The organism is Geomonas sp., assembly GCF_035254065.1.
Lineage (GTDB): Bacteria > Desulfobacterota > Desulfuromonadia > Geobacterales > Geobacteraceae > Geomonas.
The window spans coordinates 22,123-35,751 of record NZ_DATFBA010000349.1; the positions used below are offsets into that span (position 1 = coordinate 22,123).

13 protein-coding genes are annotated in these 13,629 nt (G+C 63.3%); 9 read left to right on the forward strand and 4 right to left on the reverse strand.

Translation table 11 applies throughout. The features are described 5' to 3' along the window. Positions 1–217 precede the first annotated feature (217 nt). The 3 genes from VJ604_RS16345 (at position 218) to VJ604_RS16355 (ending at position 1,730) form a co-directional block, all read left to right on the forward strand. Entirely contained in the window at positions 218–547 is a 330-nt protein-coding gene (locus VJ604_RS16345; RefSeq protein WP_324084382.1) for a DMT family protein, read from the forward strand. A 75-nt stretch (positions 548–622) separates the two neighbouring features. Beyond that, entirely contained in the window at positions 623–1,117 is a 495-nt protein-coding gene (locus VJ604_RS16350; protein ID WP_324084383.1) for a DUF2127 domain-containing protein, read from the forward strand. A gap of 100 nt (positions 1,118–1,217) precedes the next feature. Then, positions 1,218–1,730, forward strand: coding sequence for a PaaI family thioesterase (locus tag VJ604_RS16355; RefSeq protein WP_324084385.1), 513 nt, complete (start codon positions 1,218–1,220; stop codon positions 1,728–1,730). Between the two features lie 129 nt (positions 1,731–1,859). On the opposite strand, the gene VJ604_RS16360 is transcribed toward VJ604_RS16355, so the two are convergent. Together VJ604_RS16360 and VJ604_RS16365 are read right to left on the reverse strand one after the other, a co-directional pair. Then, positions 1,860–2,636 (reverse strand): sugar phosphate isomerase/epimerase family protein, encoded by a 777-nt coding sequence (locus VJ604_RS16360; protein WP_324084387.1) that lies wholly within the window; start codon positions 2,634–2,636, stop codon positions 1,860–1,862. Continuing rightward, positions 2,623–3,726, reverse strand: a complete 1,104-nt coding sequence (locus tag VJ604_RS16365) for a potassium channel family protein (protein ID WP_324084388.1) — start codon at positions 3,724–3,726, stop codon at positions 2,623–2,625. Before VJ604_RS16365 ends, VJ604_RS16360 begins: the two co-directional genes overlap by 14 nt. A gap of 176 nt (positions 3,727–3,902) precedes the next feature. On the opposite strand from VJ604_RS16365, the gene VJ604_RS16370 reads away from it, so the two are divergent. The 6 genes from VJ604_RS16370 (at position 3,903) to cysS (ending at position 10,857) form a co-directional block, all read left to right on the forward strand. Beyond that, positions 3,903–4,592, forward strand: coding sequence for a GntR family transcriptional regulator (locus VJ604_RS16370; protein WP_324084390.1), 690 nt, complete (start codon positions 3,903–3,905; stop codon positions 4,590–4,592). A 133-nt stretch (positions 4,593–4,725) separates the two neighbouring features. Continuing rightward, positions 4,726–6,135: an L-seryl-tRNA(Sec) selenium transferase gene (gene selA / locus VJ604_RS16375; RefSeq protein WP_324084392.1), complete on the forward strand. Its 1,410-nt coding sequence runs from the start codon at positions 4,726–4,728 to the stop codon at positions 6,133–6,135. Between the two features lie 284 nt (positions 6,136–6,419). Next, the gene (ispD, locus tag VJ604_RS16380) at positions 6,420–7,109 is read left to right on the forward strand and encodes a 2-C-methyl-D-erythritol 4-phosphate cytidylyltransferase (RefSeq protein WP_324084394.1); all 690 of its coding nucleotides are present in this window, start codon (positions 6,420–6,422) and stop codon (positions 7,107–7,109) included. 13 nt (positions 7,110–7,122) lie between these two features. Continuing rightward, positions 7,123–7,599, forward strand: coding sequence for a 2-C-methyl-D-erythritol 2,4-cyclodiphosphate synthase (gene ispF, locus VJ604_RS16385; RefSeq protein ID WP_324084395.1), 477 nt, complete (start codon positions 7,123–7,125; stop codon positions 7,597–7,599). A gap of 42 nt (positions 7,600–7,641) precedes the next feature. Further along, the gene (locus VJ604_RS16390) at positions 7,642–9,324 is read left to right on the forward strand and encodes a glutamine--tRNA ligase/YqeY domain fusion protein (RefSeq protein WP_324084397.1); all 1,683 of its coding nucleotides are present in this window, start codon (positions 7,642–7,644) and stop codon (positions 9,322–9,324) included. 87 nt (positions 9,325–9,411) lie between these two features. Next, the gene (gene cysS, locus VJ604_RS16395; RefSeq protein ID WP_324084399.1) at positions 9,412–10,857 is read left to right on the forward strand and encodes a cysteine--tRNA ligase; all 1,446 of its coding nucleotides are present in this window, start codon (positions 9,412–9,414) and stop codon (positions 10,855–10,857) included. Positions 10,858–11,003: 146 nt separating this feature from the next. On the opposite strand, the gene VJ604_RS16400 is transcribed toward cysS, so the two are convergent. Together VJ604_RS16400 and VJ604_RS16405 are read right to left on the reverse strand one after the other, a co-directional pair. Then, positions 11,004–11,189: a ribbon-helix-helix protein, CopG family gene (locus VJ604_RS16400; protein ID WP_324084402.1), complete on the reverse strand. Its 186-nt coding sequence runs from the start codon at positions 11,187–11,189 to the stop codon at positions 11,004–11,006. A gap of 247 nt (positions 11,190–11,436) precedes the next feature. Then, positions 11,437–13,629: sigma 54-interacting transcriptional regulator (locus tag VJ604_RS16405; protein ID WP_324084404.1), on the reverse strand; the 2,193-nt coding region annotated here is incomplete at its 5' end.

The following is a 13,629-nucleotide window of genomic DNA, read 5'->3' on the forward strand; positions in this document are numbered from 1 at the left end:
TCCATCAAAAAATAATGAAATAGCTAATTATAAATCAATAATTCAGCACCAGGTAACACCGCCGCTGAGAGCTTTGAATTTCTGCGGTTCATCGTGTTATCCTGCGTGAATAGAGGTAAACCTCCCCTTCGTGGTAGCTCCACCAGCCTCGGCCTCACCGGCAGGGGTGGCAGCACGTTAACGGAGCCCTGAATTATAAACGGCAGCTAAGGAAGCTATGAGAACCATCGTCCTACTCGTCATGTCCAATGTATTTATGACCTTTGCCTGGTATGCGCACCTCAAGAACCTGCGCAGCGCGCCGCTGCTGGTGGCGGTCTTGGCCAGTTGGGGGATCGCCCTCTTCGAGTACCTGCTGCAGGTCCCGGCCAACCGGGCCGGCTACGGGGTCTTTTCCCTCGGGCAGCTGAAGATCATCCAGGAGGTGATCACCCTCTCGGTCTTCGTTCCCTTTGCCGTCTTCTACATGGGGCAGCCGCTCAAGCTCGACTACCTGTGGGCAGGCTGCTGCCTGGCCGGGGCCGTCTTCTTCATCTTCCGCAGCTGACAGCAGCTGGAAAGGGGACAGTTGGAGGTAGCGGGAACAGCCAATCGGACACCCTTCTGCAGAGGACGCAAATAGATGGTAAAGCTGCGAAAACCTGATCACCACAAGGGGCTGCGGGTGGTCGCCACCTTCGAAGCAGCCAAAGGCGCTCTCGTGCTGCTGGCCGGCTGCGGCCTGCTGACCTTCATCCACCACGACCTCCACCAGGCAGCCGTCAAGCTGGTCAGGGTCCTGCACCTCAACCCCGCCAAGCACTACCCGAGCATCTTCATCGACGCCGCCGACCGCGCCACCGACATGCAGCTTTGGGTGCTGGCGTTCTCCGCGCTTCTCTACTCGGTGATCCGTTTCGCGGAGGCCTACGGCCTTTGGACCAAGCAGCAGTGGGCGGAATGGTTCGGTCTGCTGTCGGGCGCCATGTACATCCCGGTGGAGGTATTCGAGGTGTCCCAGGATATCTCCTGGCCGAGGGTGACCGTGCTGGTGGTGAACCTCGGGGTGGTGGCCTACCTGGGGGATATCCTGGCCAAGTCGAGGAAGCGACGCCGGCAAAGTTCGAAGACGGATTGAAGCGAGGCGAATCCAGAGGTCGCGGAGCAGACTTCAGGAAGGGCCTCTTTCACCTGCGCGGCCTCGTGTGCGCTCTATGCTTTTAGCCTTGGAGGGAAGAATGAAGCACAAGGTGACCAAGAAACAGTACAATTCGAAGCTCTGCTTCGTCTGCGGGTTGAAGAACGGGTCGGGGTTGCAGGCCTCCTTCTACGAGACGGAGCGGGGGGAACTGGTGGCGAGTTTCCTGCCGGGGGTCGAGCACCAGAGCTACCCGGGACGGCTGCACGGTGGCATCGCCTCTGCCATCCTGGACGAGACCATCGGCCGGGCGGTGATGGTCGGCAAGAGCGAGGAGGTCTGGGGGATCACCGTCGAGCTGAACATGTCCTACAAGAAGCCGGTCCCGCTCGGGGTGCGGCTTAGGGTGGTGGGGAGGATCACCTCGCAGAACAACCGTTTTTTCGAGGGGAGCGGCGAGATTTTGCTGCCGGACGGAACGGTGGCAGTCAGCGCGCGGGGCAAATACCTGAAGGCGCCGCTGGAGAGGATCGCCGACTTCGACCCGGTGGTGAACGAATGGAGGGTGGTCCCTGATGAGGACGACCCAGTGGAGATCGAGCTGCCGGAGTAGCAGGATGTCCCTGGCCTAAAGGTCCGTAGTCGGGGACAGCGGCAGGGTCGGCGCCGGCCACCGGTCTTCATGGTTGCCGGCGATCCCCACCAGAAGAGAGATCTGTGAGCGTGTTCGATGCAGGCCCGCCTAGCGGAGATAGCGCTCCAGCGACACCAGTGAGCGCTCCAGGTCAGGCTTGCTGTGCGCCTCGATGGTGTAGGCTGCTCGCGGCGCGTAGCGCTCCATCAGCGCGAAGAACTGGTCGAAATCGATCCCCCCCTCGCCCGGCGGCGCGTGATCGTCGCGGGTGCCGAAGTTGTCGTGGATATGGACCTCCGCGACCCTTTCCCCCAGCGCCTCGAACCACTCCTCCATCCCCACCCTCTTGAACAGGTTCCAGTGACCGACGTCGAAGCAGTGCCCAAAGGCGGGGTTGTTGACGGCCTCGAAGAGCGCCTTCAGGGTGGAGGGCTCCTCCTCGAAGATGTTCTCCACGGCTATCATCGTCCCGATCTCCCCCGCTCGCGAGAGCACCGACTGCCAGACCGGCACGCTCAGCTCCAGCCACTGGTTGGTCGCCTCGCCGTAGCGCCAGCGATCGAAGCCGGGATGAAAGACCATCACCTCGGGGCGCAGGATCTCGGCGGCGTCCATCACCTGGGTGAAGCGGTGCACGGTGGCGTCCCGCAAAAGCCTCTCCAGCGAGCCGGGGTTCAGGTCCATGAAGGGGGAGTGGATGGTACAGAGAAGCCCCTCCTCCCTGAGCGCCGCCGCAGAGCCGGCGAGTCCCTCGCGATCGAGCCGGTCCAGGGCATCGGCGGAGAGAAAGATCTCCGGGTTCAGGCGGCGCTCGATGAGAAAGGGGAGATGCGCCTTCAACTGCGTATAAGGTACGTGGACGAAGAGTCGTTTACTTGTTGTCATGCTGATGGCTCTCGTGGTTGTGGTGGTTGTGCTGGTGGCCGTCATGGCCCCTGCGGTGCTTCTTGATCAGCTCCTCCGCACAGCTGCTGCAACGCACCAGCTGGTCCAGCTTGAGGATGGCGTCCGGCTCGCCCAGCACGATCAGCGTATCGTCGGCCTCGATCCTGGTGTGGGATTCGGGGTTGAAGCCCATTTTGCCGCTCTGCTTCTTGATGCCGACGATGATGACCCCGGTCTCCTTGCGGAAGCCGGAACTGGCCAGGGTCTCGCCGATGAAGCCCGAGTCGGGGGGGATCAGGATCTCCTCCATCTGCAGCTCCATGTGCTCGTGGCCGGTGGCGATCTCGATGAAGTCGACCACGTTGGGACGGAGGACCGCCTGCGCCATCCTGGAGCCACCGATCAGGTAGGGGGAGACCACCTTGGTGGCCCCCGCCCGCTTCAGCTTCAGCTCGGACCCCTCCTCGCCGGAGCGGGCCAGGATGAAGAGGTCGGGGTTGAGGCCACGGGCGGTCAGCGTGATGTAGACGTTCTCGGTGTCGGAGGTTACCACCGAGATGAGCCCCTTGGCCCTCTTGATCCCCGCCTTCAAAAGCGTGTCGTCCGCAGTGGCGTCGCCGCGCATCACCAGGTAGCCGTGTCCGTCCTGCGCCATCCGTTCGATGATCGCCGGGTCCTTCTCAACGATCACAAAGGGGAGCGGCTTGGCGGCGAACTCCTTGCAGATCAGGGCGCCGATGCGTCCGAACCCGCAGATAATGTAGTGCTCATCCAGGGCGGCAATGGCCTTTTCCACCTTCTTCCTCCCTATGATCCGATGAAACTGCCCCTCGAACATGATCTGCGCCAGCGAGCCGACGATGTAACCGAGCACGCTGACGCCGAAGAAGATCAGCACCATGGTGAAGATCTTGCCGGAATCGTTTAACGGGTGGACCTCCCGGAAGCCGACCGTGCTCAAGGCCAGCACCGTCATGTAGAGCGCGTCGAGGCCGTTCCACCCCATGATGGCGATGTAGCCGAAGGTGCCGAAGGAGACCAGCAGCGCCAGCACGCAGATGGAGATCTTGAGATGTCGGACCGGATCCATAAATACTCCCTCAGCGCGCCAAGATACCGTTGGAAAGATCAAATATCAAGTCATTTGAGCGCCGCGGGGCATACGGTGGCTCGCATCGAGGGGAACTCAAAGGATAGTGTCTACAATATCTTGACAATATCTGTATACTGTATACAATACGACCCTGCATTGTTGGGGGGGCTCGTATGAAGAAAAACGTGGAAAAACACCTGACCCTGAGGGAGCGGATCCTGGAGACGATCCGCGACGCCATCATGAGCGGTGCCCTCAAGCCCGGCGAAAAGGTCGCCGAGCCGGAACTGGCGGCGCGTTTCGGTATCAGCCGCACCCCGATCAGAGAGGCGTTCCGGCAGTTGGAGTCCGAGGGATACCTCTCGGTGGTGCCGCGCAAAGGCGCGCTGGTGGCCTCCTTCTCCGCCAAGGACGTCGAGGAGTTCTACGCCATCAAGAGCATCCTGGAAGGGTACGCAGCCAGGAAGGCCTGCGCGCTGCTCTCCACCCGCGAGATCAACAAGCTGGAGGCGATCAACGAGAAGCTCCGCGAGATCGCCAACGAAGGGGACGTCCGGCACTTCTTCAAGGTGCACAACAGCTTCCACGACCTCTTCATCAAGGGTGCCGGCAACGACAAGCTGCACGACATGATCGCCGCCCTTTTGAAGAAGTTCCAGCGCTTGAGGCTCGCCTCGCTGAGCAAGCCGGGCAGGATGCTGATCTCGGTGGAGGAGCACGAGAAGATCATCGAGGCCTTCCGGAGCAGGGACGCCTCGCTGGCCGAGATGCTGGTGCAAAAGAACGCCGAGTACGGCGGCCGCGTGCTGATCGACGAAGACTGCACCCCCGGAATCAGCTCCGCCCCACCGATGGACCTCTAGAGACCTTCAGATCCCCCTTAGAACTAAGGGGGATTTTTTTTGCCTTGCCCCCCTCGCCCTCCGTTCAGCTTTCCTTTTGCCTTAGCCGCCCATTTGCGCTACATTGGCGCGATTCCACCAGCAGGAGGCGCCGATGCAGCAGCTCAGGTTGATCCCGAAAGTCGACAAGGTCTTTGAGTGGGAAGCGATCCGCCAACTCTCGACCCGCTACCCGCGCCCCCCCCTCCTCAAGGGGGTGCGCGCGGTGCTCGACCGGCTGCGCGAACAGGCCAAGGCGAAAGAGCTTCCCGAGGAGGCCTTCTCGGAAAGCGCCATCTGCGCCGAGATCACCCGCGAGCTCGCCCTTTTGACCGCCCCCAGCCTCAAACGCCTCATCAACGGCTCCGGTGTCGTGATCCACACCAACCTCGGCCGCTCCATCCTCCCCGAGGCGGCCCGCGCCCCCTTGAACACCATCGCCTTCTCCTACTCCAACCTCGAGTTCGACCTCTCCGCCGGCGTGCGCGGCAGCCGCTATAGCCACCTCGAGTCCCTTTTGTGCGAGCTGACCGGCGCGGAGGCCGGCATCGTGGTCAACAACAACGCCGCCGCGGTGCTCCTTGCACTGAGCGCGCTGGCAGCCGGGCGCGAGGCGGTGGTCTCCCGCGGCGAGCTGGTGGAGATCGGCGGCTCCTTCCGGATACCGGACGTGATGAGGCTCTCCGGGGTGACCCTGAAGGAGGTCGGCACCACCAACCGGACCCACCCCCGCGACTACAGCTCCGCAGTCACGCCCGAGACCGCCCTCTTTCTCAAGGTGCACTGCAGCAACTTCGCCGTGGTCGGCTTCACCGCGGAAGTGACCGCCAGCGAACTGGTGGAGCTGGGCAAGGGCGCCGGCGTGCCGGTGCTGGCCGACATGGGGAGCGGCAACCTGGTGGACCTCTCGCAGAGACTCGGCTGCGACGAGCCGACCGTGCAGGATTTCGTGCGAGCCGGGGTGGACGTGATCACCTTCAGCGGCGACAAGCTGTTGGGTGGACCGCAGGCGGGGCTGATCGTGGGGAAGAAGGCCTTCATCGAGCCGATGAAGAAGCACCCGCTTTTGCGCGCGCTCAGGATGGACAAGCTGACCCTGGCGACCCTGGAGGCGACCCTCGCCCTCTACCGGGACGAGCTGGTGGCGCTGGCCGAGGTGCCCACCCTGCGGATGCTGACCGCCAGCGTCGCCGAGGTGGCCGCCCGCGGCAAGAAGATGGTTCGCCAGCTGCGCCGCCGGCTGCCGGCCGCCGTGTCCCTGGGCTTCCAGGAGGGTACCTCCCAGGCCGGTGGGGGGACGCTGCCGCTGTTGAACCTCCCCACCCTGCTGATCGAGGTCGGCGTGGAGGGGCTTTCAGCCAACGAGATCGAGGCGAAGCTCAGGAATTCGGCGGTGCCGGTGATCGGCAGGATATCCAAGAACGCCTTCCTGCTCGACCCCCGCACCATCCTGGACGGCGACCTCCCCGACCTGCAGGCCGCCCTGGCCTCCCTGGCGGGCGAATTCCCTTCACCTTCCTGCTAACGTCCCCTCCCCTTCAAGGGGAGGGACAGGGTGAGGATGGGTTGCCGCAAAATCCCCTTGTCCCCCTTCCCGAAGGGTAGTAATCTAATTAAACCCACTCCCCGTCCGCTCTTAACCTTTCGTCCGCCGGCCCCTGGCGAGCGCGCCATCCCCTCGAACTGCGCGTGACCTCGCTTCACAGGCCGGCCGGACGTTAGATTTTACTGGTTTTTTCCCGCCACCACTGTATAATTCAGCGATTTCGGCAGTGACTTCTGCCCGATCACGGCTTTAAGAGGTTTGCCTTGAAGAAGATCTTCGCCCTGGTCCCCGCCGCCGGCATGGGAAAGCGGATGGGAGCCGGCTCCAACAAGCAGTACCTCCTTTTGGACGGCATGCCGATCCTGGCCCACACCCTGCGGGTCTTCCAGGACGCCCCCTTCATCGACGGCATCTACCTGGTCTCCCCTGAGCAGGAGATCCCCTACTGCAGAAGCGAGGTGGTGGAGCGCTACGGCTTCTCCAAGGTGAAGGCCTTGGTGGCGGGCGGCTCTGAGCGCCAGCACTCGGTGATGAACGGGCTTTCCGCCATGGAAGGTGCCGACCAGGACGACCTGGTGCTGATCCACGACGGGGTGCGCCCCTTCGTGCCCGTCGCCGTCTTGAAGGAGGCCGCTGCCGCAGCAGCCGAGTTCGGGGGCGCGGTGGTCGCCGTGCCGGCCAAGGACACCATCAAGGTGGCCAGGGAGGGCTTGGTGGTGGAGACCCCTCCCCGCGAGGAGCTCTGGCTCGCCCAGACGCCGCAGGCCTTCCGCTACGGGCTGATCCTCGACGCCTACCGCTCGGCCGCCGAGGCGGGCTATCTCGGTACCGACGACGCCTCGCTGATGGAGCGGCTCAAGCGGCCGGTGAAGGTCGTGTTGGGCGATTACCGGAACATCAAGATCACCACCCCAGAGGACATGCTTCTTGCCGAGGCGTTTCTCAAGGGTTAAGAAAGGAAGCTGCATGCGGATCGGAAACGGATACGACGTACACAGGCTGGTGGAGGGAAGGAAACTGATCCTGTGCGGGGTGGACGTCCCCTACGCCAAGGGTCTCCTGGGCCATTCGGACGCCGACGTGGCGCTGCACGCGCTCTCGGACGCCATCCTGGGGGCCATCGGGGAGGGCGACATCGGCCGCCACTTCCCGGATACCGACCCCGCCTACAAGGGAGCCGACAGCATGAAGCTGCTGCGGCACGTGATGGACCTGGCCGAGGCCAAAGGATACCGGATCGGCAACGTGGATGTCACCATCGTGGCCCAGCGCCCCAAACTCGCCCCCTTCATCCAGCAGATGAGGGAGAACGTCGCGCGCGCCCTCGGAAGCGAGGTGGAGCGGGTGAACGTCAAGGCCACCACCACCGAGGAACTCGGTTTCGCCGGGCGCGGCGAGGGAATCGCCTCCTACGCCGTGGCCCTGCTGGAGCAGAAAAGCTAACATCACATTCCGGAGGCGCTCGCCTCCCAACGGGAATCGATCATGAACAGTACTGAGACTCCGCTGCCGGAAAAGGCAAACAACTTCATCAGGAACATCGTCACCGAGGATCTCAAGAGCGGCAAGCATAAGAGCATAGTGACCCGCTTCCCCCCCGAGCCCAACGGCTACCTGCACATCGGCCACGCCAAGTCGATCTGCCTGAACTTCGGGCTGGCCCGCGACTTCGAGGGGCGCTGCCACCTGCGCTTCGACGACACCAACCCGGCCAAGGAAGAGGTCGAGTACGAGGATTCCATCAGGGAGAGCGTCAAGTGGCTCGGCTTCAACTGGAAGAGCCACATGTACTACGCCTCCGACTACTTCGAGAAGCTCTACCAGTACGCGGTGCGGCTGATCGAGATGGGGAAAGCCTACGTGGATGGCCTGAACGCCGAGGAGATCAGGAGCTACCGCGGCACCCTGAGCGAGCCGGGCAAGGAGAGCCCCTTCAGGAACCGGCCGGTCGAGGAGAGCTTGCAGCTCTTCCGCGACATGCGCGACGGCAAGTACGAGGACGGCGCCCTGGTGCTCCGGGCCAAGATCGACATGGCCTCCCCCAACATCAACCTGCGCGACCCGGTCATCTACCGGATCAAGAAGGTCGAGCACCACCGGACCGGCGAGACCTGGTGCATCTATCCCATGTACGACTACGCGCACTGCCTCTCCGACTCCATCGAAGGGATCACCCACTCCATCTGCACCCTGGAGTTCGAGGATCACCGCCCGCTCTACGACTGGGTGCTGGATGTGCTCAAGGTCCCCTGCCACCCGCAGCAGATCGAGTTCGCCCGCCTGAACCTCTCCTACACGGTGATGAGCAAGCGAAAGCTCCTGGAACTGGTGCAGGAAAAGCTGGTGGACGGCTGGGACGACCCGCGCATGCCGACCCTGGTGGGTCTGAAGCGGCGCGGGTACACGCCGGAATCGATCAGGAACTTCTGCGAGACCATCGGGGTGGGCAAGGCCGACAGCATCATCGACATGAGCATCCTGGAGGACGCCGTGCGCGAGGACCTGAACGTGCGTGCCCCCCGCGTGATGTCGGTCCTGAAGCCGCTCAAGGTGGTGATCGAGAGCTACCCGGAAGGCGAGAGCGAGGAGTTCGAGGCGGCCAACCACCCGAGCGACCCCTCCATGGGAAGCCGCAAGGTGCCCTTCTCCAGGACCATCTATATCGAGCGGGACGACTTCCAGGAGGAGCCGGTCAAAGGGTTCTTCAGGCTGGCGCCCGGCCGCGAGGTGAGGCTGCGCTACGCCTACATCGTGCGCTGCGAGAGCGTGGTGAAGGACGAAAACGGCGAGGTGGTCGAGGTCCGCTGCAGCCACGACCCCGGCTCGCGCGGCGGCAGCGCGCCGGACGGCAGGAAGATCAAGGGGACCATCCACTGGGTGAGCGCCGAGCACGCCATCGACGCCGAGGTGAGGCTCTACGACCGGCTGTTCAGCACCCCCAACCCGGGCGGCAAGAACGAGCCGGACTACCGGGTCTCGCTCAACCCGAACTCCATCGAGGTGCTCACCGGCTGCAAGCTGGAGCCCTCCCTGCAGCAGGCCACCCTGGAGAGCCGCTACCAGTTCGAGCGGATGGGGTACTTCTGCCTCGACTCCCGGTCCTCCAAGCCCGGCGCCCTGGTCTTCAACCGGACCGTCACCCTCCGGGACTCCTGGACCGCTAAATAACACCAACACTCCCCCCTCCCGACAGCTCCCCCTCCCCTGCAAGGGGAGGGCAGGGGTGAGGATGGGGTAACTTGAACGAGGATTTCCATGGCCTTACGCGTCTACAACACCCTCTCCGGCAGCAAGGAGGAGTTCGTCCCCATCAACCCCGGCAAGGTCGGCATGTACGTGTGCGGGGTTACCGTCTACGACCACTGCCACATCGGCCACGCCCGCGCCAACGTGGTGTTCGACATGATCTACCGCTACCTGAAGGCGAGCGGCCTCGAAGTCACCTACGTCCGCAACTACACCGACATCGACGACAAGATCATCAACCGCGCCAACCGCGACGGCGTCCCCTACTACGAGATCTCGGAGCGCTTCATCAAGGAGTTCGACCTCGACATGGCGAGGCTCATGCTGGAGCTCCCCACCTTCCAGCCCAAGGCCACCGAGCACATCCCGGAGATCATCGCCCTGGTCGAGAAGCTGATCGAGAAGGGGTACGCCTACCAGTCGGGAAGCGACGTCTTCTTCTGCGTGGACAAGTTCGACGGCTACCTGAAGCTCTCCAAGCGGAACCTGGAGGACATGCAGGCGGGCGCGCGCATCGAGGTGGACGAGCGCAAGCGGCACCCGATGGACTTCGCGCTCTGGAAGGGGGCCAAGCCGGGCGAGCCGTTCTGGGAGTCCCCCTGGGGACAGGGGAGGCCGGGCTGGCACATCGAGTGCTCGGCCATGAGCGGCAAGTTCCTCGGGGAGACCTTCGACATCCACGGCGGCGGCAAGGACCTGATCTTCCCGCACCACGAGAACGAGATCGCCCAGACCGAGGCGGCCACCGGCAAGCCGTTCGTCAAGTACTGGCTGCACAACGGCTTCGTGAACATCAACGCCGAAAAGATGTCCAAGTCGCTCGGCAACTTCTTCACCATCAAGGAGGTGCTCGACCGCTACGACGCCGAGGTGCTCCGCTTCTTCCTGCTCTCGGCACACTACCGCTCGCCGATTGACTTCTCCGACCAGAACCTCAAGGAGGCGGAACTCGGGCTGGAGCGGATCTACAAGGCGCTGGCCGGGATCGACGAGCGGCTGGCGGCCGGTATCGGCGAGCCCCCCGCCAGCGAGGAGAGCACTGAGCTGGAGGAGAAGTGTGCCAGCATCGGCGCACGCTTCAGGGAGGCGATGGACGACGACTTCAACACCGCCATGGCACTTGGCCACCTGTTCGACCTGGTGCGCAGCGTGAACAAGGCGCTGCCGGTGGCGGGGGCCCCGCTGCTTCGGCAGGTGAAGGAGGAAGTGGCGGCAGTGGCCAGCGTTTTGGGGATCTGCGACTCGCAGCCGGCCGCCTTCCTGCAGAGGATCAACGACCGCAAGAGCGCGGCCATCGACATTACGCCGGAGGAGATCGAGCAGCTGATCGCCGAGCGAGCGGAGGCGAGGAAGGCCAAGAACTTCAAGCGCAGCGACGAGATCAGGGACGAGCTGCTGGCGAAGAACATCCTCCTCTTCGACAGCGCCCAGGGGACCACCTGGAAGGTCAAGTAACTCACAGGGGACTGGCTCCGAAGGTGCCGGCCCCCTTTTTCTCCGCTCGTGATCGGTGACCGCGGCGGAAAAAGGACGAAAAAAAAGGCCGCATACGCGGCCTGTTTTTTGGACTTCGTGGTCGAGCTTTGAGTCCGGAAGGCGGCCTAGGCCGCCTTCTGGCTCAGTTCCACGGCGCAAGCCCTCATCTTCACGAGTTCCATCGCCTCGCGCATGATGTCGGAAACGCTCTTCTGGGTGGTCTCCATGATCTGCTCCAGAGTCTCACGCTCTGCGTCGCTGATCCTCATCGAAATGACGTTGTACCTCGGATTCTCTCTCATTCTTCCCATGTCATGCGCTCCTTACAGAAACTCGTATAGTGTTACATCTTGACCTATACATTGCCATTTGCGTGCCAACCGCGACCGGCGCCCTCCCAGAGCTGTAACTAGCTGAAATAACACAAGATAAAAATTTTAAAATTAAAAATGGGGCCGAAAATACTGTATACAAACTGAGCCACTTTTGGCACACGATACGAAAGTGTGTCCGAATGTACCATTTTGACCCCGCCAGAATGGTACATTGGTCTTAATCCTACCCCTCGTCCTCCTCCCGGGCCCTGATCGTCCGCCCTTTGAGGCCATGTTTGTCCAAAAGACGGTAAAAAGAGCGCCGGGGGATGTTGGCGAGTTGTGCCGCTTTTGACACATTGCCTCCCGCATCCGCCAGGTAGCGCTGGATCAGCTTCTTCTCGACCCGCAAGACGTGCGGCTCCCTCTCCTTCTTGAAGGACCTGAGGTCGATGACGTCCTCGGCCTCCTGCGCGTAGCTCTCGGCGAAGGCGAGCGGCAGGTTCCCCAGCTTGACGATGTCGTCGTGGGTGAGCACCGCAGCCCGCTCGATGACGTTCTGCATCTCCCTGATGTTGCCGGGCCAGGGGTACTTGACCATGGCGTTGATGGCCCGCTCCTCGATCCCCACGATCTGCTTGTTCAGCTTGTTGCGCGCCTTCTCCAGGAAGTAGTGGGCGAGCTGGGGGATGGACTCCACCCGCTCCCGGAGCGGGGGCATGGTGATGGAGAAGACGTTCAGCCGGTAGTAGAGGTCCTCGCGGAACCAGCCGTCGCGCACCCCTTCTTCCAGGGGTTTGTTAGTGGCGGCGATCAGCCGGACGTCCACCCTCTTGGCGGTGGTCCCCCCCACCGGCCGCACCTCCCCCATGTCCAGGACCCGCAACAGCTCCGCCTGCAGCTTGGGGGTGATGTCGCCGATCTCGTCCAGGAAGATGGTGCCGCCGTCGGCCGCCTCGAAGAGGCCCTTCTTGTCGGCCAGCGCGCCGGTGAAGGAGCCCTTCTTGTGGCCGAAGAGCTCGCTCTCCAGCAGCGAGTCGGTGATGGTGGTGCAGTTCACGGTGACCAGCGGCTTGTCGTTTCTTTTCGAGTAGCGGTGGATGGCGCGGGCGGCCAGCTCCTTGCCGGTCCCCGACTCGCCGCGCAGAAGGACCGTGGTGGGGGTGGGGCCCACCTGCTTGATCTGGTCCAGCGCCTCCAGGGTCCGGCCGTCGCTTCCCACGATGAACTCGTCGCCGTATTCCCGGTCCAGCTCCCTCTTGGCCAGCTCGTACTTCTGGATCAGCCGTCCCCGCTCCTCCTCCAGCTGCTGCAGGTTGTGCGGCAGGCACATCTCCAGGTCGGCCAGCCCCTGGAAGACCGCCACCGCGTACTCGCGGCAGGTCCGGTAGCCGCAGGTGCGGCAGTTCAGCTCGTCCTTCTGGGTGAACTTGTTGGTGGCCTGCAGGATCTTCTTGACGTCTCCCGCCCGGGGGGTGGGGAGCTTCGCGTAGCGGTCCGAGAACCAGCGCGACAGGGAGAGCTGCGGGCGCTCCTTCAGGTAGGCCGGCGAGGTCTTGTAGGGGACCTTGTTGCGAAAGTGGGAGATCACCAGGTTGCGGCGGGAGAACTCGGTGAGCGCCTGGTTTCTGCCGGGGCCGCCGATGCAGCCGTCGTAGCAGAAGCGCAGGTCCACCAGCTTGGGGCTGATGCGGCCGTCGGCCAGGTCCCGCACGATCCCCATCACGTTCACCTCCCCTTCGGCGGTGACGATCTCGGTGTCCAGGGGATCGGTCTGGATGCCGAAGGCCTGGAAGGAGCCCTGGGAGAGGGAGAAGACCCTCCCCAGGTGCGGCTCCCGGCCGTCGAAGGTGGACTCCTCCAGGGAGCCCAGCTCGATGCCGCGCGCCCTGAACATCGATTCCAGCTCGCGGTAGGTCAACAGCACGTCCACCGCGCCCCGGGTCTCCTCCGCCTGCACCTCGAACTTGCCGGCGATGCAGGAGCTGATGTAGACCACCTTCACCTTTCCGTCGAAGACCTGCTTCAGAAAGCGCCCCATGGCCACCATGTGGGTCACCACCCCCACCAGGTTCTTGATCAGCTGCGGGTAGTGCCGCTCGATCAGGTCGACCACCGCCGGGCAGTGGGAGGAGATGAGCGGCAGCTTGGCGGAGTGCACCGCCTGCCGGTACTCCTCGGCGATCAGCTCCACGCCGCTCGCCCCCTCGTGCACCTCGGCAAACCCCAGCGCCTTCAGACCGGCGGTAAGCTGTCCGGGGGTGGCGTAATGGAAAAAGGCGGGGAACGAGCAGCCCAGAACCGCAATGACCGGATCCGGACCCGCCAGAAGCTCCTCGGTCGCTACGACCTTATCGGCGAGAACCTTCGCGTGCTGCGGGCAGGTGCTGAGGCAGTTGCCGCATCCGATGCAGCGTTCAAAGATGATTTCGGTGTA

Coding starts and splice junctions, on each gene's coding strand:
- VJ604_RS16350 (WP_324084383.1), top strand. CDS start 623: ATGGTAAAGCTGCGAAAACCTGATCACCACAAGGGGCTGCGGGTGGTC.
- VJ604_RS16345 (WP_324084382.1), top strand. CDS start 218: ATGAGAACCATCGTCCTACTCGTCATGTCCAATGTATTTATGACCTTT.
- VJ604_RS16360 (WP_324084387.1), bottom strand. CDS start 2,636: ATGACAACAAGTAAACGACTCTTCGTCCACGTACCTTATACGCAGTTG.
- VJ604_RS16390 (WP_324084397.1), top strand. CDS start 7,642: ATGAACAGTACTGAGACTCCGCTGCCGGAAAAGGCAAACAACTTCATC.
- selA (WP_324084392.1), top strand. CDS start 4,726: ATGCAGCAGCTCAGGTTGATCCCGAAAGTCGACAAGGTCTTTGAGTGG.
- cysS (WP_324084399.1), top strand. CDS start 9,412: ATGGCCTTACGCGTCTACAACACCCTCTCCGGCAGCAAGGAGGAGTTC.
- VJ604_RS16365 (WP_324084388.1), bottom strand. CDS start 3,726: ATGGATCCGGTCCGACATCTCAAGATCTCCATCTGCGTGCTGGCGCTG.
- VJ604_RS16370 (WP_324084390.1), top strand. CDS start 3,903: ATGAAGAAAAACGTGGAAAAACACCTGACCCTGAGGGAGCGGATCCTG.
- VJ604_RS16355 (WP_324084385.1), top strand. CDS start 1,218: ATGAAGCACAAGGTGACCAAGAAACAGTACAATTCGAAGCTCTGCTTC.
- VJ604_RS16400 (WP_324084402.1), bottom strand. CDS start 11,189: ATGGGAAGAATGAGAGAGAATCCGAGGTACAACGTCATTTCGATGAGG.
- ispF (WP_324084395.1), top strand. CDS start 7,123: ATGCGGATCGGAAACGGATACGACGTACACAGGCTGGTGGAGGGAAGG.